The organism is Mesorhizobium newzealandense (assembly GCF_042682145.1).
In the GTDB taxonomy this organism is placed as follows: domain Bacteria; phylum Pseudomonadota; class Alphaproteobacteria; order Rhizobiales; family Rhizobiaceae; genus Mesorhizobium; species Mesorhizobium newzealandense.
In genome coordinates this window covers 153,389-174,561 of record NZ_JBHUGZ010000014.1, presented here as the reverse complement: position 1 = coordinate 174,561, position 21,173 = coordinate 153,389, and the positions used below count along the sequence as shown (strand labels likewise).

At 63.2% G+C, this 21,173-nt stretch carries 19 protein-coding genes and 1 pseudogene; 6 read left to right on the top strand and 14 right to left on the bottom strand.

Annotation, left to right across the window (positions count from 1 at the left end):
- Nucleotides 1-37: 37 nt before the first annotated feature.
- The 11 genes and pseudogenes from ACFSOZ_RS21505 to ACFSOZ_RS21455 form a co-directional block, all read right to left on the bottom strand.
- A complete protein-coding gene (locus ACFSOZ_RS21505; RefSeq protein WP_379101309.1) occupies nt 38-1,444 on the bottom strand; it encodes an NAD(P)(+) transhydrogenase (Re/Si-specific) subunit beta in 1,407 nt (468 codons plus the stop codon).
- Nucleotides 1,445-1,450: 6 nt separating this feature from the next.
- On the bottom strand, nt 1,451-1,876 hold the full coding sequence (locus tag ACFSOZ_RS21500) for an NAD(P) transhydrogenase subunit alpha part 2 (RefSeq protein WP_379101307.1): 426 nt from the start codon (nt 1,874-1,876) through the stop codon (nt 1,451-1,453).
- Nucleotides 1,876-3,177, bottom strand: a complete 1,302-nt coding sequence (locus ACFSOZ_RS21495) for a Re/Si-specific NAD(P)(+) transhydrogenase subunit alpha (RefSeq protein WP_379101305.1) — start codon at nt 3,175-3,177, stop codon at nt 1,876-1,878. The genes ACFSOZ_RS21500 and ACFSOZ_RS21495 overlap by 1 nt, the downstream gene beginning before the upstream one ends.
- A gap of 85 nt (nt 3,178-3,262) precedes the next feature.
- Nucleotides 3,263-3,487, bottom strand: a complete 225-nt coding sequence (locus tag ACFSOZ_RS21490; protein ID WP_379101303.1) for an aa3-type cytochrome c oxidase subunit IV — start codon at nt 3,485-3,487, stop codon at nt 3,263-3,265.
- Nucleotides 3,488-3,758: 271 nt separating this feature from the next.
- Nucleotides 3,759-3,908 carry a DUF3096 domain-containing protein gene (locus ACFSOZ_RS21485; protein ID WP_111544933.1) on the bottom strand — a complete coding sequence of 50 codons (150 nt, stop codon included), beginning with the start codon at nt 3,906-3,908 and terminating at the stop codon, nt 3,759-3,761.
- A 119-nt stretch (nt 3,909-4,027) separates the two neighbouring features.
- Nucleotides 4,028-4,759 (bottom strand): N-acyl amino acid synthase FeeM domain-containing protein, encoded by a 732-nt coding sequence (locus ACFSOZ_RS21480; protein ID WP_379101301.1) that lies wholly within the window; start codon nt 4,757-4,759, stop codon nt 4,028-4,030.
- A 116-nt stretch (nt 4,760-4,875) separates the two neighbouring features.
- Nucleotides 4,876-5,090 (bottom strand): annotated as a pseudogene (locus tag ACFSOZ_RS21475) (transposase); the annotation flags it as partial.
- Between the two features lie 181 nt (nt 5,091-5,271).
- On the bottom strand, nt 5,272-7,587 hold the full coding sequence (locus ACFSOZ_RS21470) for a putative bifunctional diguanylate cyclase/phosphodiesterase (protein WP_379101299.1): 2,316 nt from the start codon (nt 7,585-7,587) through the stop codon (nt 5,272-5,274).
- Nucleotides 7,588-7,723: 136 nt separating this feature from the next.
- Nucleotides 7,724-11,203: an indolepyruvate ferredoxin oxidoreductase family protein gene (locus ACFSOZ_RS21465; protein WP_379101297.1), complete on the bottom strand. Its 3,480-nt coding sequence runs from the start codon at nt 11,201-11,203 to the stop codon at nt 7,724-7,726.
- A gap of 219 nt (nt 11,204-11,422) precedes the next feature.
- The gene (locus tag ACFSOZ_RS21460; protein ID WP_379101295.1) at nt 11,423-11,959 is read right to left on the bottom strand and encodes a hypothetical protein; all 537 of its coding nucleotides are present in this window, start codon (nt 11,957-11,959) and stop codon (nt 11,423-11,425) included.
- On the bottom strand, nt 11,952-12,563 hold the full coding sequence (locus ACFSOZ_RS21455; protein WP_379101293.1) for a CGNR zinc finger domain-containing protein: 612 nt from the start codon (nt 12,561-12,563) through the stop codon (nt 11,952-11,954). Before ACFSOZ_RS21455 ends, ACFSOZ_RS21460 begins: the two co-directional genes overlap by 8 nt.
- Before the next feature lie 144 nt (nt 12,564-12,707).
- On the opposite strand from ACFSOZ_RS21455, the gene ACFSOZ_RS21450 reads away from it, so the two are divergent.
- The 5 genes from ACFSOZ_RS21450 (at nt 12,708) to ACFSOZ_RS21430 (ending at nt 17,863) form a co-directional block, all read left to right on the top strand.
- The gene (locus ACFSOZ_RS21450) at nt 12,708-13,613 is read left to right on the top strand and encodes a branched-chain amino acid ABC transporter permease (RefSeq protein ID WP_379101291.1); all 906 of its coding nucleotides are present in this window, start codon (nt 12,708-12,710) and stop codon (nt 13,611-13,613) included.
- 186 nt (nt 13,614-13,799) lie between these two features.
- A complete protein-coding gene (locus tag ACFSOZ_RS21445) occupies nt 13,800-14,384 on the top strand; it encodes a TRAP transporter small permease subunit (RefSeq protein ID WP_379101289.1) in 585 nt (194 codons plus the stop codon).
- Complete coding sequence (locus tag ACFSOZ_RS21440) at nt 14,381-16,156, top strand: TRAP transporter large permease (protein WP_379101287.1); 1,776 nt, start codon at nt 14,381-14,383, stop codon at nt 16,154-16,156. The genes ACFSOZ_RS21445 and ACFSOZ_RS21440 overlap by 4 nt, the downstream gene beginning before the upstream one ends.
- A gap of 18 nt (nt 16,157-16,174) precedes the next feature.
- Nucleotides 16,175-17,203 carry a zinc-dependent alcohol dehydrogenase family protein gene (locus ACFSOZ_RS21435; RefSeq protein ID WP_379101673.1) on the top strand — a complete coding sequence of 343 codons (1,029 nt, stop codon included), beginning with the start codon at nt 16,175-16,177 and terminating at the stop codon, nt 17,201-17,203.
- 285 nt (nt 17,204-17,488) lie between these two features.
- Entirely contained in the window at nt 17,489-17,863 is a 375-nt protein-coding gene (locus tag ACFSOZ_RS21430) for a VOC family protein (protein WP_379101286.1), read from the top strand.
- Between the two features lie 58 nt (nt 17,864-17,921).
- Here the strand turns inward: ACFSOZ_RS21430 and ACFSOZ_RS21425 are convergent, their stop codons facing one another.
- Complete coding sequence (locus ACFSOZ_RS21425) at nt 17,922-19,031, bottom strand: TRAP transporter substrate-binding protein (RefSeq protein WP_379101284.1); 1,110 nt, start codon at nt 19,029-19,031, stop codon at nt 17,922-17,924.
- Between the two features lie 261 nt (nt 19,032-19,292).
- Between ACFSOZ_RS21425 and ACFSOZ_RS21420 the strand changes: the two genes are divergently transcribed.
- Nucleotides 19,293-20,066: a gamma-glutamyl-gamma-aminobutyrate hydrolase family protein gene (locus ACFSOZ_RS21420; protein WP_379101283.1), complete on the top strand. Its 774-nt coding sequence runs from the start codon at nt 19,293-19,295 to the stop codon at nt 20,064-20,066.
- On the opposite strand, the gene ACFSOZ_RS21415 is transcribed toward ACFSOZ_RS21420, so the two are convergent.
- On the bottom strand, nt 20,067-20,465 hold the full coding sequence (locus ACFSOZ_RS21415; RefSeq protein ID WP_379101281.1) for a hypothetical protein: 399 nt from the start codon (nt 20,463-20,465) through the stop codon (nt 20,067-20,069).
- Nucleotides 20,466-20,577: 112 nt separating this feature from the next.
- Entirely contained in the window at nt 20,578-21,165 is a 588-nt protein-coding gene (locus tag ACFSOZ_RS21410) for a hypothetical protein (protein WP_379101279.1), read from the bottom strand.
- Nucleotides 21,166-21,173 lie beyond the last annotated feature (8 nt).

The window sequence follows — 21,173 nt, the reverse complement described above, 5'->3', positions numbered from 1 at the left end:
CGGGCTTTTCTGTGTGTTTGGTCGCGCCGTGGCCGGCTCAGTGATCCATGGCCTTGACGATTTCCTCGGTCATCTTCTTGGCGTCGCCGAGCAGCATCATGGTGCCGTCCTTGTAGAACAGCGTGTTGTCGATGCCGGCATAGCCGGAGCCGAGCGAGCGCTTGACGAACAGGCAGGTGCGGGCCTTGTCGACATCGAGGATCGGCATGCCGTAGATTGGCGACGACTTGTCGTCCCGCGCGGACGGGTTGGTGACGTCGTTGGCGCCGATGACATAGGCGACGTCGGCCTGCGCGAACTCCGAGTTGATGTCCTCGAGTTCGAACACCTCGTCATAGGGCACGTTGGCTTCGGCGAGCAGCACGTTCATGTGCCCGGGCATGCGGCCTGCCACAGGATGAATGGCGTACTTCACATCGACGCCGTTGGCCTTGAGCTTGTCGGCCATTTCGCGCAGCGCGTGCTGCGCCTGGGCGACCGCCATGCCGTAGCCCGGCACGATGATGACTTTTTGCGCGTTCATCATCAGATAGGCGGCATCGTCGGCCGAGCCTTGCTTGACCGTGCGCTCGATGCCGTCATCTGCAACTGCCGCTGTCTCACCGCCAAAGCCACCGAGGATGACCGAGATGAACGATCGGTTCATGCCCTTGCACATGATGTAGGACAGGATCGCGCCGGACGAGCCGACCAGCGCGCCGGTGATGATCAGCGCCAGATTGCCGAGCGTGAAGCCCAGCGCCGCCGCGGCCCAGCCCGAATAGGAATTCAGCATCGAGACGACCACCGGCATGTCGGCGCCGCCGATCGGGATGATGAGCAGGACGCCAAGCGCAAGCGATGCGGCAACGATCAGCCAGAAGATGAGCTTCGACTCGGTGGTTACCAGCAGGATGATCAGCACCACCAGCGCGATGGCCAGTGCGGCGTTGATGAAGTGGCGGCCGCCGATCATGATCGGCTTGCCCGACATGCGGCCGTCGAGCTTCAAGAAAGCAATGACCGAGCCGGTGAAGGTGATGGCGCCGATGGCGACGCCAAGGCTCATCTCGATCAGCGCCTGGGCATGGATGTCGGCGACGGTGCCGATGCCGAAGCTTTCAGGGGCATAGATGGCGGCAGCGGCCACCATGACGGCGGCAAGGCCGACCAGCGAGTGGAAGGCGGCAACCAGCTGCGGCATCGAGGTCATGGCGATGCGCCGCGCGGTGACCGCACCGACCGAGCCGCCGATGGCGAGGCCGAGGACGATCAGCCAGTAGCGGCCGGCCGACGGGACAGACGGGGCCGCCAGTGCCAGCGTGGTGGCAATGGCGATGCCCATGCCGATCATGCCGTAGAGATTGCCCTGGCGGCTGGTGGTCGGATGCGACAGGCCGCGCAGCGCCATGATGAACAGGACGCCGGAGACGAGATAGAGGAAGGACGCGAAGTTGGCGTTCATGGCGCTCTACTTGTCCTTCTTCTTGTACATGGCCAGCATGCGCTGGGTGACGAGAAAGCCGCCAAAAATGTTGACCGAGACCAGCATCAGCGCGACGAAGCCGAAGCCGGCGGCAATGCCTGAGGCGGCGATGCCGACCGCAAGCAGCGCGCCGACGACGATGACCGAGGAAATGGCATTGGTGACGGCCATCAGCGGCGTGTGCAGCGCCGGGGTCACCGACCAGACGACATAGTAGCCAACGAAGATCGCCAGGATGAAGATGGCAAAGCGGAAGACAAAGGGATCGATGGCACCACCGGACAGCGCGTGCGCGGCATCGCCCGCCGCATCGGCACCGCCGGGCGCATTGGCCAGGTTCTGCACCGCAAGCCGGACGGCGGCGGACGCCTGATCCAGCTGGTCGAGGGCTTTCTGCAAGGTCTGATCCATCACGCGATCCCCTTCGGCTTGGCAGCGGGCGACTTGGACGAGGGCGACTTGGACGAAGGCGACTTGGGTGCTGCAGCTTTCTTTGAAGCGGCTTTCTCAGGCGCGGATGCGTCGGCAACCATTGTCCTAGCCGGGATTGCGGCCGGCTCGACATGGGGTTGTTCCGCCGCCTTGGCAAAAGCCGGATGCACGATCTTGCCGCCATCGGTCAGCATGGTTGCCTTGACCAGATCGTCGTCGCGGTTGATGGCGAGCGTCTTGGTGGTCTTGTCGACCAGCGTTTCGACGAAAGCGTACAGGTTCCTGGCGTAAAGCAGCGAGGCCGATGCGGCGACGCGGCCCGGCACGTTGAGATGGCCGACAATCTTGACGTTGTTGGCGGTGGTCACGACCTGACCCGGCACGGCGCCCTCGACATTGCCGCCGCGCTCGACCGCAAGGTCAACCAGCACCGAGCCCGGCTTCATCGAGTCGACCATCGCCGCCGAAACCAGTTTTGGCGCCGGACGGCCGGGGATCAGCGCCGTGGTGATGACGATGTCCTGCTTGGCGATATGCTCGGCGGTCAGCGCCGCCTGCTTGGCCTGATACTCCTTGGACATTTCCTTGGCGTAACCGCCGGCAGTCTCGGCCGCCTTGAATTCCTCGTCCTCGACGGCGAGGAACTTTGCGCCGAGCGAGGCGACCTGTTCCTTGGCGGCGGGGCGCACGTCGGTGGCGGTGACGACGGCGCCAAGCCGCCTTGCCGTGGCGATCGCCTGCAGACCGGCGACGCCGACGCCCATGATGAAGACTTTCGCCGCCGGCACCGTGCCCGCCGCCGTCATCATCATCGGCAATGCCCGGTCATATTCCGAAGCGCCATCGATCACCGCCTGATAGCCGGCGAGATTGGCCTGCGAGGACAAAACGTCCATCGACTGGGCGCGGGTGATGCGCGGCATGAATTCCATCGAGAAAGCGGTGACGCCGGCCTTGGCCAGAGCGGCGACAGCAGCATCGTTGCCGTAGGGATCCATGATGGCAATGACGGTGGTGCCAGATTTGTAGCCCTTCAGCTCGGCTTCGCCTGGCCGGCGCACCTTCAGCACCACGTCGGCCTTGGCGACATCGCCGGCCTTGCCGATGACTGCGCCCGCCTTGGCGAACTCCTCGTCGGGAATGCGCGACCGCGTGCCGGCGCCGGTTTCGACAACCACGTCGAGACCCAGCCCCGCCAGCCGCTTCACCGTATCGGGTGACGCCGCAACACGTGGCTCGTTCGCGTCTAGCTCACGAGGGATGAAAACCGTCTGTCCCACCGCATGATCCTTTCGGCCGGAAGCTGTTTCCCGCAAGACGCCGACCGGCCTCGCGGCGGCGCCGTGGACAAGGTATCGGAAAAGTCTATCGGAGGATAAAGGCGCCGGCGGCCAGAATCAGAACGAACAGGATGGTCGCCGAAAAGAAGCCGCCCGCGAAGAAGCCAAAAGCCATGGCCAGGAGTATGGCGAGGCAAAAGAGCGATCCGTATTTGGCCAGCATAAGAAAACCCGCATAGGTGCGGTCATGCTCGGGATAGTCCATCTTCGCGCCCAGTTCGACAGGACCGGTCGGCGTGTGATCAGCCATAGCAATACCCCTTCGAAGACATCTTTCAGGCACATAGCGAAAAGCCGGGCTGAGAGCAATGGCGCTATTGCCGCATCACAGCCGACAACTGCCTCAAAGGAAAATTGAAGCCGGCTTGCCGGAGCCGGACTAAAGCCGGCACCCGGCTGGCGGGCCTGCTGCCGGATTGCGCCTTGACCCTTGTCCCTGGGTCAAGCCGTCTCATGCAGGAAGATGCTCCCGAGGCGATCGTCGCCGCAGCCCTGCGTTTCTTCGCCGGCTGACGGCCCCTTCAGCGGACGAGGTGCGGGAAAAGCCCGAGCAATCCGACGACGATCAGATAGAGCGCGACGATGTAGTTCAACAGCCTTGGCATCACCAGGATCAGCACGCCGGCGATCAGCGAGATGAGCGGGGTGAGCGCAAGCGTGGAAATGGTCATGTCCGGTTCCTTCTGACAAATCCGTCGGGATGATGACAAAGACTAGGGCGACAGCGCCGCCGTCATCAAAACGCGGAAGTGGTCGGAAAGCTCCAGACGCTTACGAAAATCGCGAGGCCTCAGGCGGCGTCGCGATAATATTTCGCTGTTGGCACGACCGACAGGGGTGTCAGTCCGTTGATGGCCGGATTGGCAAACATCAGCCGCTGTTCCATCGGCGTCGACCTGAAGAACGGGAACCGTTCGAGCGTCAGACGCATATTTTCGCCGGAAGGGATTTCGAACAGTGCGATCGGAGCAAGAACGCCCGGAAACACTTTACCCTCGGTCCTCTGCACGGCATTGAAGTAACGGGCATAAAAATTGGAATGCTCGAGCTTGACCGGCGTAAGCACCGAGTTCTGGCCAAAGTAACACGAGGCCACCATGGCAAGCCTGAGTGTCAGGAAAGGCAGCACTCCGGGCGCCGGCGCGCTGTCGGGATCGGTTGCGAACCGGGTTCCGTCGATGAAGGTTTCGCCGCGGGCAAGTCGCTCGATCAGGATTTCCGGATAGGCATCCACGGAGGGCGAATTCGGGTGCTCGCTAGAAATGTAATGGAAGCGGATCGTGCTGACCAATTCGCCATAGCAATAGACACCGAACCGGTAGGAATTGGGCAGATCGTCCCAACGATCCTCGAACATTCCGCTGGCGATCGGGCCGCACATGCCTGAGCGCAGGTAGGATTTGTAGCGAAGTCGGTAGATCGCCTCCAAATCCTCGCCGCCTGCAATGAGGCGATAATCGACATGCTCCAGCAATTGCATAATCGATCGGTTCAGCACTGAATCCCCGGCTGTGCTGACCACGCCAGACGCATTCCTTGCAGCCCTTGCAGCATCCATTATCTGTCCTCGAAATTCCGCCTGCGGATAAGCTATTCGAGCTGAAATGAGACACAAGCTGAAATATCGAAGTTGTTGATTTACCTTCTGTTAACCTTAACGGCCGTGCGCCCGTTTGAGAATGTTTGTTGGTGAGCAATTCGCGTGAGAAGGATGCCGCCGAGGGCGATGTGGATCATGGCGTCCTGAGACTTCGATGCGTTTCGAAGTCGCGCATCAGGAGGCTCCATGACATGGCCCAGCCGAACGTTCGCTCGACGACCCAGCGCCGAGGCAGGACTTCGAAACCCTTCGCTATCGAGCCCCCAGCGTTCTCACACGGACCCTGCGGAAGACCCTTTTCAGCAGCATTGCGAAAAAGCAAAAATCGTGGCGGTGCCCTGATTCTGAAATTCGCATGTGTTCGATATCAAGGGGCAGTGCGAGTCTCGAAAGACGCTAGGAATCTCGATCAAGCGAACTTCGAAACTGCGGCCCTAACGGGCTGTCCGTTTGCCGGTGAGACGCAGGTCCGCGACGAATGGCCAGGTGACACTCGACATCGTCTCGATACCCGACGCACTAAGCGCGGCACCGAAGAGGAAGCCTTGCACGAGATCCGGTTTGACCTGCAAGGCCAGGATCTTGAGCTGCTCGAAGGTCTCGACACCTTCGACGGTCACGGAAAGTCCGAGCGGTCGCGACAGATTGACGATGCCCTTGAGCAATTCAAGCGAACGGCTGTTCTGGGTGACGTCGATCAGGAACGAACGGTCGATCTTGATCTTGTCGAGCGGCAGCTTGTGCAGGTAGCTCAGGCTCGAATAGCCGGTGCCGAAATCGTCGAGCGCAATGCGCACGCCAAGCTGCTTCAGCTCCTCGATGTACTGGCGCGTCAGCGACTTGTCGTCGAGCAACGCCGTTTCGGTGACCTCGATCTCCAGCCGGCCGGCGGCGAGGCCGGAGCTGGTCAACGCATCGCGAACCTTCTGGACGACGTCGCGGTTGCGGAAATCCTTGGCGGAGAGATTGACCGAGACGCTGGTCTGGTCCGGCCATTTGGCGCATTCGGTGCAGGCCGCCTGCAGCACGAAGGTGCTGATCTCGGAAATGATGCCCATTTCCTCGGCCAGCGGAATGAAGATGCTGGGCGAGATCGGCCCGAGATCTGGATGGTCCCACCGGCACAGCGCCTCGCAGCTGGCGATACGCATGGTGTTCATCGCCACGATCGGCTGATAGACCACCCGCAGGGCCTTGCTTTCCACGGCGGTGCGCAGATCCGCCTTCATCAGCTGACGGTTGCGGAAGGCGGCATCCATCGAGGCCTCGAACAGCCGCCAGCTGTTCTTGCCGAGTTCCTTGGCCTTGTAGAGCGCCAGGTCCGCCTTGACGATCATGGCGTCGACATCGGTATCCTTGACCCGCGACAGCACCGCGCCGCCGCTGGCCTGGATGCGCAGCCCGTGACCTGCGACGTCGACCTCCCCCTGCAAGCCGGCGAAAATCTCGTCGAGCTGGCCGGTCAGATGGCTCTCATCCTCGACGCGGTCGAAGAAGATCATGAATTCGTCGCCACCGAAACGGCTGACCGTGATGCCTTGCCCGGCAATAGCGGCAAGCCGCTCGGCGACGGCGTAGATCAAACCGTCGCCGATCGGATGCCCTAGCGTGTCGTTGACGCTCTTGAAATCATCAAGGTCGAGCACTGCCAGCCCGCAAAGACGGTCGAGGTCGCCGGACGCCATGGCCTCGCCGACCAGTTCGTGGAAATAGGCGCGGTTGGGCAGGCCGGTGAGGTTGTCGTAGCGTGCCATGAAGCGGATCTTGTCTTCCGCCTCGACACGGGCGGTGACGTCCTCGAAGGTGATGACGCCCAGTTCCTGGCTGCCTTCGCGAGCCGAGAATTCATAGTGCTGGCCGTTGGCGAGGGAAACCAGCACCTTGCGGTCGCGGCCCTCGCGCAGGGCGCGGGTCAGCTGGGCTTCGATATAGCGGCAATCCTTCGGCGCCAGCATGCCGCCGGCGACGCCACGCATCAAAAGACCGTGGATCGACCGCCCGAGCAGTGCATCCGGCGACTTGAGCGACATCAGATGCGCGGCCTCGGCATTGGCCACCGCCACGCGCCCGTCCGGGCCGAGCATGACAAGGCCGTGCGACATGGTGTTGAGGGCGCGATCGAACCGGCGCGCGAGCTTCCTCGCTTCCTTGTGGCCGATGACCGCCGAGAAAAGCACGTTGCGGACGTGGTCGGCGCTGTTGATCGTGATGAAAGTCAACGGGATGATCATCAGCCCCAGAAGGACCGAGGGGACATCCATGCGTAGCAGGAGTCCAAGCGCTGCCGGACCAATGAAGGTCACGGAAAAAATCCGCACCATGCGCGGAGATCCGTAGTTCCGGCCAACAACCGTAACCAAGGTTGCCAAGGTCAGCGACGTCGCGGCCAGTTCGGCAAAGGGATCGGGATACACATAGATCGATATGAAGCATAGCGTGCCCAGCCCGAGGCCCTGCAGGCTGCCCTTGAGGATGTAGTTGCGCTCCCACTGCTGCGCCTCTTCAACATTGGCTATTACACCGCCAGCCTTCCTGAAGGCGCGAATGCCGAAGTAGCGGAAAAGGCTGATGGACAGCAGAACAAAAGAGAAAGCCAGGAACAACGGATTGTGCGTGCGCAAGTAGATCATGAATCCGAGGATCCAGTAGCACGCACCGCCGATCACCAGCATGTGGGCGTTGTCGAACAACGACCGCACAAACTGGATATAAACATCCGCAGGGATGTTTTCGGTCTTTGTTCTGCCCATACCGTCGGCCCAACGCTAGGCCTTGTCATGCCACACCCGCCTTAAGAAAGGCTTAGAACAGTGGTTTTGGCTCGGTTGCCGAGGGTGCGCGAATGCCGGACAGACCGGGAAATCAAGCTTCAGGTAAACAAGGCCATCATTCGGCGGCCTGAAGTTTCGGCCGTGCCGGCGTGCCCGACAGGCGTTCGAGCAGCCTTTGGCGTTCGCCGGCGGCCTTTTCGGCGCTGGCCTGGCGGACGTGGCCATAGCCGCGAATGAGGGCCGGCACCGAGGCAAGGGCAATTGCCGCATCGACCCCGGCCGGCGCCAGCGATCTGGCGACCAGCTCCAGATCCGCTTCGTACTGCGCAAGAAGCTGCCGCTCCATGCGCCGCTCGGCGGTGTAGCCGAACAGGTCGAAGGCGGTGCCGCGCAGGCCTTTCATCGCCGCCAGCAGGCGAAAACCCTTCATCATCCAGGGACCGAAGCTCGATTTCCGCGGCGTGCCGTCATTGCCGCGACGGCCCATGATCGGCGGCGCGAGATGGAATTCGAGCTTCTCGTAGCTCTGGAACTGTTTGCCCAGTTCGGCGGCGAAGGAGCCGTCGGTGTAGAGCCGCGCCACCTCGTACTCGTCCTTGATCGCCATCAGCTTGAACAGGTTCCTGGCGGCAGCTTCCGACACCGCGGTCGAACCGGGCACGGCCTTGGCTTCGGCGGCGCGCAAGACGGCCAGCTTTTCAGCGTAGCGCCTGCCATAGGCGGCGTTCTGATAGGCGGTCAGGAATGCGACGCGGCGGGCAATGATGTCGTCCAGCGTCTCGGCGACCGCGGCAGCCTGCCCGGTCTTGCCCGGCTGGGCGACGAGGCCGCGCACGAAATCCGGCTGATGGGCGGCACGGCGGCCCCAGCGGAAGGCGGCGATGTTCATCGCCACGGCTTCGCCATTGAGCTCGATCGCTTTCTCGACGGCCTCAGCCGACAGCGGCAAGCCGCCGTGCTGGAAGGCAAAGCCGAGCATGAACATATTGGCGCCGAGCGAATTGCCGAACAGCGCGGTGGCGGTGCGCGTGGCGTCGAAGAAATGCGCCTTGTCCTCGCCGGCGGCGGTGCGGATCGCTTTCTTCAGGCGCTCGACCGGCAACGAGAAATCGGCCGAACGGGCAAATTCGCCGGGCATGATCTCGGCGGTGTTGGCGAGGAAGATGGTGTGGCCCTCGCGCACCGCGGTCAGCACTTTTTTGGCGCCCGAGACGACGAGGTCGCAGCCAAGCACGAGATCGGCCTTGCCGGCCGAAACGCGGATGGCATGGATGTCGTCGGGGGTACGGGCAATGCGGACATGGGTGAACACCGAGCCGCCCTTCTGGGCGAGGCCGGCCATGTCGATCATGCCGCAGCCCTTGTCCTCGAGATGGGCCGCCATGCCGAGCACCGCACCGACGGTGACGACGCCGGTGCCGCCGACGCCGTTGATGATGGCCGCCCAGCCCTGCTCGCCAAGCGGGAATTCGGCGGGCACGGGCACGCCGTCGAGCGGGTCGGCCTTGCCGGCCGTGCCCTCGGCCTTGCGGATCTTCGCGCCGTGCACGGTGACGAAGGACGGGCAGAAGCCGTTGACGCAGGAGAAATCCTTGTTGCAACTCGACTGGTCGATCCTGCGCTTGCGGCCGAACTCGGTCTCGACCGGCTGGATCGAGACGCAGTTCGACTGCACGCCGCAATCGCCGCAGCCTTCGCAGACCAGTTCGTTGATGAAGATACGCTTGTCGGGATCGGGAAAAGTGCCGCGCTTGCGGCGACGGCGCTTTTCGGCGGCGCAGGTCTGGTCGTAGAGCAGCACCGATACGCCCTTGATGCCGCGCAGCTCGCGCTGGACGAGATCGAGGTCGTCGCGGTGGTGGATGGTGGCGCCGGCGGGGAATTCAGCCTTGCCGGCATATTTATCCGGCTCATCGGTGACGATGGCGATGCGGTCGACACCTTCAGCCCGCACTTGCCTGGCGATCATGTCGACGGTCAGCCCGCCTTCATGCGGCTGGCCGCCGGTCATGGCGACGGCGTCATTGTAGAGGATCTTGTAGGTGATGTTGGCGTCAGTCGACAGGGCGAAGCGGATCGCCAGCGTGCCGGAATGGTTGTAGGTGCCGTCGCCGAGATTCTGGAAGATGTGATCGCGCTTCGAGAACGGCGCCTGGCCGACCCATTGCGCGCCCTCGCCACCCATCGCGGTGAAGCCGAGTGTGTTGCGGTCCATCCACAGCGCCATGAAGTGGCAGCCGATGCCGGCCGCGGCAATCGAGCCGTCCGGCACCTTGGTCGAGGAATTGTGCGGGCAGCCGGAACAGAAGAACGGCGTGCGCGAGCCTATGTCGGTGGCGTCCGCCAGCATTGCCTGGAACTGCCGCAGCTTTGCCACCCGCGCCGAGATCTCTTCCGACGGACCGATCGTCCGCACGATCCGCTCACCAAGCGCAATGGCGATCTCGTTGGGGTCGAGAGCACCCTTGGCCGGGAACAGCCAGTCGCCGCGCTCGTCCTTCTTGCCGACAATGACCGGCTGGGTGGCGGTGCCGTAAAGGCTTTCGCGCAATTGCACCTCAATCAGCGAGCGCTTCTCCTCGACGACGACGATGGTGTCGAGGCCGCGGGCGAAGTCGGCGATATGATGCAGGTCGAGCGGCCAGGGGCAGCCGACCTTGAACAGCCGCACGCCGATGCGGTTGGCCACCGCCTCGTCGATGCCGATGTCCTCCAGCGCCTGGCGGACATCGAGATAGCTCTTGCCCAGCGTGATGATGCCGAGCTTCGGGTTGCGGCCGCCCGAATAGACGATGCGGTTCAGCCCGTTGGCATGGATGAAGGCGGAGGCTGCGGCGCGCTTGTGTTCATGCAGCCGCTCCTCCTGGCCGAGCATGTCGATCTCATGGCGGATGTTGAGGCCACCGGGCGGCATGTCGAAATCGGGCACGACGATGCTCAGCCGTTCGAGCGCGGCATCGACCGAGGCTGTCGATTCGATGTTGTCCTTGACGCATTTGATCGCCGCCCAGGTGCCGGCAAAGCGCGACATGGCAAAGCCGTAGAGGCCGTAGTCAATGATCTCCTGGACGCCGGCCGGGTTGAGGATCGGCACCATCGTGTCGACGAACAGGAACTCAGTGGCGTGCGCATTGGTCGACGATTCGGCCATGTGGTCGTCGCCCATCAGGGCGAGCGCACCGCCATGCCTGGACGAGCCGGCGAGATTGGCATGGCGGAACACGTCTCCTGAACGATCCACGCCCGGACCCTTGCCGTACCAGACCGAAAAGACGCCATCATGGGTGCCCTCGCCCAGCAGTTCCGTCTGCTGCGATCCCCAGCAAGCGGTGGCGGCAAGCTCCTCGTTGAGGCCGGGCTGGAAGACGATGTCGGCCTGGGCAAGCTGCTTCTTCGCCTTCCACAGCTGCATGTCGAGGCCGCCGAGTGGTGAGCCACGATAGCCGGAGACAAATCCGGCCGTGTTCAGGCCGGCGCGACGGTCGCGCTCGCGCTGCATCAGAAGCATGCGGATGACCGCCTGTGCGCCAGACAGGAAGATGCGCTCCTTTGAGAGATCGAACTTGTCGTCGAGCGCGACGTCGTGCAGCGTCATCAGGCATTTCCTCTGCGGAGGCCGCGCGGGGGCAGGCAGCCAACGTCGGAGTCGGATGACGCATCCTTTCTCCCCTTGCAAGACAGGTCAAACAAAATCGAAGGTGCCAGGCAACGCGCAACGAACAGTCCGCGGCGATCCCGAATCGGTGCGAAACCGGTCCGCGGACGTCGCCCGGCGCACGAAAATTTCCGCGTGGCCGGACCTGTCGGCGATGCGTCAGATGCCCTTCGAGCAATCCGGCTTCGGTTCGCCCGGCAACTTGCCGTCGGGATGGCCGACGAGATCGGGATTGGCCGTGTAGAGCTGATCGATGACCAGCGGCCGGTCGGGCAGCACCGACTGGTCCTCCGTCGACATCAAGGTGGTATCGATCTTCTGCAGGATGGCGCCGTCCGCGCCCTTGATGCTGATGGCAATCGCATAGGGCTTGTTCTTGACGACGCAGGTCAGGGCCGGGCTCTCCAAAGTCACCTTGTCGAGCTTCGGCCAGACCTTCTGCTCGACCACCAAAGGCGCGCCGCCGGCGGGATCCTGGAAGCTGGCGACCGCCACCTGGCCGTCTCCCATCGGCTGCAGCGGCCGCAGCGTCACGACATAGGTCGCCCTGGCGAGACGGTAGTTGAAGACGAATATCTTGCCGGAAATCTCGAACAGCTTGCCTTCGTTATTGCCGGTATCGCGGCAGGCGCCGAGCGCAACGGCGGCAATCAAGGCACCGCCGACAACGATCGAACGGGAAAATCCTCTAAGCATCCTTGACCTCATTGGCCGCCATGCGGCGGCGGCGATAGTGACGACTTGCCTTCTGACGGTTGCCGCACACCGCCATGTCGCACCAAAGACGGCTGGAATTGCGGCTTCTATCGACGAACAGCCAGGTGCAGTTGGGACAGATCCTGAGCCTCGCGACGGTGTCGTCGCGCAGCAGCGACAGGGCGGAAACGGCCAGCGCCGCCTCGAAGGCGATCGGCGTCAGGGGATCACCGAACGGCCTTCCCGGCGCACCGATCTCGGTCCGGCTGCCAGCCAGCCCCGCCGCACAGGCCGTCAGGAACCCGGGCAGATCGGTGGTGGCAACCGTGCCTTTCGACACCGCGCCGCGAAACAGCCGGTCCGTCGCCTCTCGGATCGACAGCACGACGGGTGCGATTGCCGCCGGCGACGATACCGCCAGTTGCCTGTCGCCCAGCTCGGCGGCGCGAAAGCCGCTCGCCGCATCGGCGAAGCGGGCGATCTCGGCCGGATCATCGAAGCGATCGAAGGTTCGCTCCGGATCGCCGCGCAGCACCACGGTGTTCGCCGTGTCGAGCGCAAGCAGGCCGCCAGTGAAGCGGTGTGGGGTCCAGGATACCGTCATGCCGGAAATCTAACCGATAAATCGCATTTGACAAGTTAGATTCAGCGATGCAAACCTTCGCAGGGATGCGGTTACCCGCAGCCTTTTTTGAGCATGTCGTCGTCACAACCGTTGCTTCTGGACGGCATGATCCGAGGGTTTTGCATGCTCTACTTCTTCCAGCAGGTGCTGAACGGGCTGCATTCGGGCGCGCTCTATGCGCTGCTTGCCTTCGGCTATGTGCTGACCAACGGCATCCTGCACCGCACCAATCTTGCCTATGGCGCGCTGTTCGCCTTTTGCGGCCAGACGATGATCCTCACCGCGGCCTTCGGCTATCAGGTGCTGTGGCTGACGCTGCTGGCGGCGGTGGCACTCGGCATCGTCTCGGCTTTCCTCTATGCCGCACTGGTCAGCCATGTCCTGTCACGCAGCGTCTTCGAACCGTTGGCCGACCGCTCGCCCAATGCGATCGTGGTGACGACGCTCGGCATCCTGCTGCTGTTGTCGGAGGCAAGCCGCATCGCCGCCGACACCCATGATCTGTGGCTGCCGCCGATGCTGGCGCAGCCCATCATTTTCGCGCAGGACGCGACCTTCAGGGCAACGCTGACGCTCATTCAGCTCATCGACTGCGCGGTGGCGCTGGCGGCAATCGCGCTGGCCGCCTGGGCATTTGCCCGCTCCAGTTTCGGCCGGCGCTGGCGCGCCGTCTCCGACGACCCCAGGGCCGCCGCGATGTGCGGCATCGACGTGCGCGGTGTGTTCCGGCATGCCGTGCTGTTCAGCGGCTTCTGCGCCGCGCTGGCCGGCGTCATGGCCGGCCTGTATTACGGCAATGTCAGCTTCGGCTCCGGCCTTGTCTACGGGTTGAAGATCCTGTTCGTGACCGCGGTCGGCGGTTATCTCTCGCCGCCGCGCGCGGCGCTGGGTGCGGCCGCCTTCGGCATGGCCGAATCGCTGTGGGCCGGCTATTTCCCGGTCGAATGGCGTGACGCCTGGATGTATCTGTTCCTGGTCGCCACGCTGGTGCTGATCGGTGCCGGCCGCGACACCGGCAAAATCGCCTGAATCCCTCAGACTTTGGTTGCATGACGCGGGGGCAGACCGGCGATATCCGGCCCTGCCCTCCCATGCGATGACATTTTGCTGCCTCTATCCTTGTTGACCCGTCCGGCCACGCGCGGCATACCGTTGGGCCACGCGGCGTGACGGATCGAGGGGGAGCCGGCACGCCTCCGTACAAGGGAGGACTGCATGCAAGGGCTGCTCGCTCTGTCGCGGGGTATCGATCGCCTCAATGAATTCATCGGCAAATGGGTGTCGTGGCTGATCTTGCTGGCGATCCTGGTGAGCGCCGCCAACGCCGTCATCCGCAAGGTGTTCGACATATCCTCGAACGCGTGGCTGGAGCTGCAGTGGTATCTGTTCGGCGCCGCCTTCATGCTGGCAGCCGCCTATACGCTGAAGCAGAACGAACATATCCGCATCGACATCGTCTACGGCCTGTTTTCGCGCCGCGTGCAGCACTGGATCGACCTGCTCGGCCATATCCTCTTCCTGATGCCGTTCGTGACGCTGATGGTGATCTATTTCGTTCCCTATGTATCGCTGTCATTTCGCAGCGGCGAGATGTCCAACAATTCCGGCGGGCTGATCATCTGGCCGGCCAAGGCCATCCTGCTCGTCGGCTTTTTCCTGCTCGCGCTGCAGGGCATTTCCGAGATCATCAAGAAGATCGCCATCATGCGCGGCGACATGGACGACCCAAACCCCTTCATCTCCGCGCATGAGCAGGCCGAACTGGAAGCCAAGGCGCTAGCCGACGAGGTGCGCTCGTGATGGAGTTCATCGCCCAGAACATGGCGCCGATCATGTTCGCCTCGCTGATCATCTTCCTGCTGATCGGCTACCCCGTCGCCTTTTCGCTGGCCGCTAACGGCTTGATGTTCTTCTTCATCGGCGTGCTCCTCTCGCCCTATTCCGGTGGATCGATCAACCTCGCCTGGCCGCTTCTGCACGCCCTGCCGGATAATTTCTACGGCAGCCGGGTGATGTCGAACGACACGCTGCTTGCCATTCCGTTCTTCACCTTCATGGGTATCGTCCTCGAGCGATCAGGCATGGCCGAAGACCTGCTCGACACGATCGGCCAGCTGTTCGGACCAATCCGCGGCGGCCTCGCCTATGCGGTGATCTTCGTCGGCGCGCTGCTGGCGGCGACCACCGGCGTGGTGGCGGCTTCCGTCATCGCCATGGGGCTGATCTCGCTGCCGATCATGCTGCGCTATGGTTACGATCGCCGGCTGGCATCCGGCGTCATCGCCGCGTCGGGTACGCTCGCCCAGATCATCCCGCCGTCGCTGGTGCTGATCGTTCTGGCCGACCAGCTGGGCCGCTCGGTCGGCGACATGTATGCGGGCGCGCTGATTCCCGGTCTTGTCCTGACCGGCCTTTACGCGCTTTACATCCTGATCGTTTCGATCTTCCGGCCAAAACTGGTGCCGGCGCTGCCGCTGGAAGCGCGCACGCTCGGCCATGGCGTGATGTCGTTGCTGGTGGCGCTGGCGGTAACGGCGGCCATCTCCTATGCGGCGTATCGCTATCTCGCGCCTGCGCATGGCGACAATGCCGACATTCTAGGCGCCACTGCCGGCGTGCTCTTCATCTACATCGTGGCAATTGCCGACAAACGCCTGAACTTCAACATGATGTCCAGGCTGGCGCAGCAGGTGATCATCGTGCTGATCCCGCCACTGGCGCTGATCTTCCTGGTGCTGGGTACCATCTTCCTCGGCATCGCCACCCCGACCGAGGGCGGCGCCATGGGTTCTGTCGGCGCATTGATCATGGCGGCGGCAAAGGGGCGGCTGTCGCTGGACGTGGTCAAGCAGGCACTGACCTCGACGACGCGGCTGTCGTCCTTCGTGCTGTTCATCCTGATCGGCGCGCGGGTATTCTCGCTCACCTTCTACGGCGTCAACGGCCACATCTGGGTCGAACACCTGCTGACCTCGCTGCCGGGCGGCGAAGTCGGCTTCCTGATCGGCGTCAACCTGCTGGTCTTCTTCCTGGCCTTCTTCCTCGACTTCTTCGAACTGGCCTTCATCATCGTGCCGCTGCTGGCGCCGGCTGCCGACAAGCTCGGCATCGACCTGATCTGGTTCGGCGTGCTTCTGGGCGTCAACATGCAGACCAGCTTCATGCATCCGCCCTTCGGCTTCGCGCTGTTCTACCTGCGCTCGGTCGCCGCCCGCGTGCCCTATCTCGACCGCCTCACCGGCAAGCAGATCGCGCCGGTGACCACCGGACAGATCTATTGGGGCGCGGTGCCCTTCGTCTGCATCCAGGTGATCATGATCGGGCTGACCATCGCCTTCCCGCAGATGGTGATGCATTACAAGGGTACGGTGGTCGATCCCGGCACGATCGACTACAAGGTGCCGGAGGTACCGGGCCTGTCGCCGCTTGGCACACCGCCGGCTGACGGCGGCACGGCGCCGGCCGCTCCTGCCGCGCCTGATCTGTCGCAACCGCCCAGTTTCGGCGACACGCCGCCGGCCAAACCGGCGGCACCGCAGCCGGACCTGTCGCAACCGCCAAGCTTCAACTGAACCGGCATGGCCACGATCATGAAAGCGGTTCGGTTGGAAGCGGTGGGCAGCATCGCCCTGCGCGAAGTCGAGAAGCCTGAGATCGGACCGGATGAGCTTCTGGTGCGCGTTGAAGCCTGCGGCGTCTGCGGCACGGACCGGCATCTGTTCCACGGCGAATTCCCGTGCACGCCACCGGTGACGCCCGGGCATGAATTCTCCGGCATCATCGAGGCAATCGGAAAATCCGTCTCGGGCTTTGCCGTTGGCGACCGTGTCACCGGCGACCCCAACATCGCCTGCGGGCGTTGCGCGCACTGTCATGCCGGGCGGGCCAACCTCTGCAGCAACCTGCGCGCCATCGGCATTCATCGCGATGGTGGCTTTGCCGAATATCTTGCCTTGCCGCAGAAGCAGGCTTTCATCCTGCCTGCCAGCCTGAAACCGGCGCATGGTGCCTTCTGCGAACCGCTCGGCTGTTGCCTGCATGGCGTCGACCTGGCCGAAATCAGACCAGGCAGCTCGGTGGCCGTGCTTGGCGGCGGCGTGATCGGCCTGCTCACCGTGCAGCTCGCGCGTCTCGCCGGAGCCACGACCATCATACTGTCGACCAGGCAAGCCTCGCGGCGCGCGCTCGCCGAGGATCTCGGCGCCACGGCAACGATCGATCCGACCGCCACCGATGTCATCAATGCCGTCACCGGACCAGCGGGCCTGGCGCCAGGCGGTGTCGACGTCGTCTTCGAATGCGCGGGCGTGCGAGAGACCGTCGAGCAGTCGATGCGGCTGGCCCGCGCCGGCGGTACGGTCGTCATCGTCGGCGTGACGCCGCAAGGCATGAAAGCGGAATTCGAGCCCTTCGACCTGCTGTTCCGGGAATTGAAAGTGCTCGGCTCGTTCCTCAATCCCTTCACGCATCGCCGCGCCGCCGAGCTCATTGCATCGGGCGCAATCGAGATCGACCGGCTGATCTCCAGGCAGGTGGCGCTCGAAGACGCGGCAGCGGTGATCGCCAATCCGCCGGCGCCCGGCGAGGTCAAGGTGCTGGTGGTGCCGCATCCGGGCTGAGCGGCCCGGCCGTCGCTTGGCCTTGTGCGCGCTTGCCGGCAACCCATCGATCGGCTATTGGGTGCGCGCCGAAAAAGACATGACCGGTTCGGTAGTCCGGTCTCTTCCGTTTTTGAACGGAGGCCTGTTCGCCGCATGATTTGCGGGAGAACCCGCGGCCGGCAAGCGAGGCGAAAGTCCGTGGGCCGGTTGGGTCATGTCCGGATTTCCTGAAGCCACGGCCCCGCCGGTTCACGGTCTGCAGCCAAGCCTGTCCGCCTTTCAACACGCGACAGGACAAAGACCATGAAACTGAACCATGCCAATCTCGTCACCACCGAAGTCGCAGCTCTTGCCGGCTTCTTCACCAGCCATTTCGGCTTCGAGCTTCTCGCCATGCGCGGCAAGGACGCCTTCGCGCTCCTACGGGGAGCCGACGGCTTTGCCCTCAACCTCATGACACCGGGCAAGGGAGGGGCGGCCACCTATCCAGACGCATTTCACGTCGGCTTCTTCGTCGGCAAACCAGACATTGTGCACGCCAAGCAGGCCGAGCTTGCCGATGCGGGCCTCACGCCGGGCGAGGTCCAGGAGCTGACGCGCGGCGGCGTCAATTCGACCACCTTCTTCTGCCTTGCGCCCGGCGGAATCCTGGTCGAGGTCAGTTCCTCGCCAGCCTGAAAAGAAAGACCCCGGGCGAGCAGGCCCGGGGTCTCTCCAAGGGAGGCAATGGAATGGTCTACAGCTTGCCGTTGCGCTGCTGAACCATCATGAAGGTGTCGAAATTGTATTCGGCCACCTGCGCCCAGAGATAGTGCTCCTTGCGGAAGCCCTTGATCGATTCCCAGATCTTCTTGAACGGCGCGTTGGTGGCTTCCATTTCGGCATAGACCTCGTTCGCCTTTTCGAAGCAGGCGGCCATGATGTCCTGGCTGAACGGGCGCAGCTTCGCACCACCGGCCACCAGCCGCTTCACCGCTGCCGGGTTCAGAGAATCGTATTTCTGCAGCATGTCGGCATCGGCAGCCTGGGCGGCAGTGCGCAGGAGCGACTTGTAGGCCGGCGAAAGCTCGTCGTATGTCGCCTTGTTGAACATCAGATGGACGGTCGGGCCGCCTTCCCACCAGCCGGGGTAGTAGTAATAGGGCGCGACCTTGTAGAAGCCGAGCTTCTCATCGTCATACGGGCCGACCCATTCGGCGGCGTCAATGGTGCCCTTTTCCAGCGCCGGATAGATATCACCGCCGGCGATCTGCTGCGGCACGACGCCGAGCTTCTGCACCACCTTGCCGGCAAAGCCGCCAATGCGCATCTTGAGGCCGGACAGGTCGGCGACGGTGTTGATCTCCTTGCGGAACCAGCCACCCATCTGCACGCCGGTGTTGCCGCCCGGCAGGCCGAAAAGACCCTGCGTGGCGAGAAACTCGTTGAACAGGTCGATGCCGCCGCCATGGTAGTGCCAGGCATTCATGCCGCGCGCGTTGAGCGAAAAGGGAACCGCCGCACCGAGCGCCCATGTCGGGTCCTTGCCCCAGTAATAATATGCCACCGTGTGGCAGGCCTCGACGGTGCCGGCCGTGGTGGCGTCGGCGGCCTGAAGGCCTGGCACGAGTTCGCCGGCGGCAAAGACCTGGATCTGGAAGTTGCCGTCGGTGGCTTCCGACAGCATCTTGGAGAACACTTCGGCGCCGCCATAGATGGTGTCGAGCGACTTGGGGAAGGACGAGGCCAGTCGCCAAGTCACCTTGGGATTGGACTGGGCTATTGCCGGCGCTGCGAGCGTGGCCGCCGCCGCTGCAGCACCGACGCCGGTAACACCAGCCTTGCGAATGAATGAACGACGATCCATGCAGTTCCTCCCTTTTGGACCAACAGACCGACGTTCGGGAATCCTCGCTCCCGCATCGGTTCGCGCGAAACAATACACGGGCAAGAAGTCGAGTCCAGCGCGGCGGCCCGATTTGACGGCGAAGCCCAGCTGCCCTGCAACTATAGTCTAACAGGCCGTTCGTGGCCCATGCGACTCGCCGAAACTTGTCATGGAAAAATGCCGGCGGATCGCCTATTTTGTGGGCAGGACACCCTTTGCCAGATGGAAAACAGAGCCAAAATGCATCAGCCGCTCGTCGCCATATCGACCGACGTCCGTCAGTTCGACAACTACACTTGGCATGCCGCCCCGCAGCAATATCTGGAAGCGGCGATTGCCGGTGCCGGCGTGTTCCCGCTGCTGGTGCCATCGTTCGGCGACAGGCTCGACTTCGACGAACTTCTGTCGTCGGTCGACGGCGTCATGGTCACCGGCTCGAAATCCAATGTGCATCCCTCGCTCTACGGCGGCGATGCCAGTGAGGCGAATGGCCCCTATGACCCGGCGCGCGACGCCACCACGCTGCCGCTGATCCGCAGGGCGGTGGAGCGCGGCGTGCCGCTGCTCGCCATCTGCCGCGGCATCCAGGAGATGAACGTGGCGCTTGGCGGCACGCTGGGCACCGAGATACAGGAGCGTGAGGGTTCGCTCGACCACCGCGCGCCGGTGAGCGACAAACAGGACGAACGCTTCGCCATCAACCAGACCATTTCGATCAAGCCCGGAAGCTGTCTGGCCGGCGTGTTCGGTGCCGGCGACATCAAGGTCAATTCGCTGCACCGCCAAGCGATCGACCGGCTCGGCCCGAAGCTGCAGATCGAGGCGGTGGCGAGCGACGGCACGGTCGAGGCGGTTTCGGTGCGCGACTCACGCGCCTTCGCCGTCGGCGTGCAGTGGCATCCGGAATATTGGGTCAAATCGGACAGCAACTCGGCCAAGATTTTCCGTGCCTTCGGCGATGCCGTGCGGCAGCACGCCGTGGCGAAAGCCGGTGCGCGTGCCGCTGCGGAATAATCAGTCCCTCTGATCACCGGTGGCCGCCAGCGACAGCAATGGCGCGGCCGGGGCATAGGATTCATAACCCTCGCCGTCAGCAACGGCGAAGGTGACGATCGGATCGACGCCGTTGGCGCTGAAGGCAACAGTGCCGTCCTGTTCCTCCCGCCAGAACTTTGCCCGCTCGATGCCGGGCAGGAGCCGGCGGCAGTTCGGTGCCACCGTCAACAGCGACAGGTCATCCGAAACTGCAGCGCCGCGCGTGACCGCGCAGTTGCCTGCATCGCCATTCTCTACCAGCCTGAAGCGGTTGGACGGCGCGACCTCACCGGCGGCACTGTCACCACTGCCATCATGCAACAGCTGAACGCCGCCAAACAGCGCGACGGCGGCGATCACTACGGAAAGCATCTTCATCGTCGTCATCCCCGTACCCGGAAGAATGATTTCATAGGGTTAAGCGGACGTTAATAAGTGTGGCAATGCAGAGCATCAATGGCTGGTGGGGCCGAAAACAAAACGCGTCGGACTATTGCGGGACAGCCGGCGAATAGCGATCGGAAAGGAGCTTGAAGAGCCATTCGCGCTCGACATCGGTGGCGGCCGAAGCGAGCTCGACTCGCTGGGCGCCAGCGTCGACTGTCAGGCGGTTGCATGTATCGCCCTCGCGGAGTCTCAGCGATTTGAGCTGCATCCGGTCGATTTTGAGTTCGTTCCGTTTCGGAAACAGAGCGGACCATGCAGGGAATGACCTGGCGATGGGCATCTTGAAGGGCGGCATTCCCGGATCATAGACGAGACCAGCGACCTCGAGCTTTATGATTTCAGGCACGGATCTCTGGAAAACGCGGCGAATGGACAGCATTGCGAACAGGCCTCCGACAGTCCATGCGCAGAGCCAGAATACGAGAAATGCCGTTCCGCCTCCGACTGGCATTGTCAGAAGCCGACGGGCGGCGGAAGCCTCACCCACAGCCCAGCCGCCTAGCCAGAAAAGAATGAATACTCCTGCCAGATAGACGGTAGCGGGTGGTTTTGGATAGGGAATCGTAACGATTTGTTCCCGGCCACTGGTGACAACCGAGATCGTGGAATTTTCGGGAGGCTTCACAGCCATCGAGTTTG